This window comes from Streptomyces sp. SID13726, from assembly GCF_010548375.1.
Taxonomy (GTDB): domain Bacteria; phylum Actinomycetota; class Actinomycetes; order Streptomycetales; family Streptomycetaceae; genus Streptomyces.
On record NZ_JAAGLY010000064.1, the window covers coordinates 1 to 1,029 of the forward strand.

At 69.9% G+C, this 1,029-nt stretch carries 1 protein-coding gene; it reads right to left on the minus strand.

What is annotated here, in order from left to right; genetic code table 11:
• The coding region (locus tag G3I78_RS46335; RefSeq protein WP_164436539.1) for a CBM35 domain-containing protein at positions 1–1,029 on the minus strand (1,029 nt) is incomplete at both ends.

Consider the following 1,029-nt stretch of genomic DNA (forward strand, 5'->3'; position numbering starts at 1 on the left):
CACGTCGATGTTGATGTTGCCCTCGTCGCCGTCCTCGTACTTGAGGGTGATGGTGTTCGCGCCGGCCTGGAGCTCGAGGTCGCGCGTCTGCACGCCCCAGTCCTTCCAGCTGCCAGTCGTCGGGAACGTCCACTGGCCGAGGTCCTCGCCGTTCACGTACAGCGAGACGCGCTTGGACCGCAGGTCGGGGTACGGGTGCGTGCCGTTTGCGTAGCGCACGTTCACCGCGTAGGTGCCCGCCTCGGGCGCGGTCACGGAGAACGTGCGGCCCGCGCCGACGTTCGTCATGCCCGCGGCGAAGCCGGAGCCCGAGTAGTTGCTGTGGTCCGAGCCGATGCTCGAGCTGCCGAGGGGCTGCGCGAGCTCCGCCTCGTACCAGCCACGGTCGGCCGGGGCGACGTAGCCAGGGAGCGAGTTGAGCGTGTACCAGGCCTCGGTGCTGAGGAGCTCGGCACCGTCGGCGGACGCGAACGGGCGCGGCGACCGGATGTAGACGACGTGGCCGGGCTTGAGGCCGTCGATCTTCAGCGTGACGGTCGTGCGGTCCTCGGACACCGTGGCGTCGGTGACGAAGAGCGGCTCCTCGTCGACCTTCGGGCCGCCGTACTGCTGCGTCGGCACGTAGCGCCACTGCTTGACCTGGTAGGCGTCGGCGAGCTTCTCGACGACCTCGTCGGACACCGGGTCGGTGTACTCGATCTCGAAGCCGCCCTCGACCACGCGCATCTCCTTCATGTCGAAGGAGTCCTCGTTGACGGGCACGAGCTTCTGGAGGCCGAACCGGAGCTTGCCGGACTCGCCCCAGTTGCCGCCCTCACCGGTGCCGCCGACGTAGATCGCGCCGTCGGGGCCGACGCTCGTGCGGCTGACGCCGGACTCGAGGCCCTGCGTCATGCGGAAGACGGCGCCCTGCTCCTGGCCCGCGACGTCCTCGAGGTACGCGCGCTGCAGGCCGCCATACGTCACGTCGCCGATCGCGAGCTGCCCGGCGAACACGCCCTCGGTGAGCACGACCGGGTTGCTCGGCGA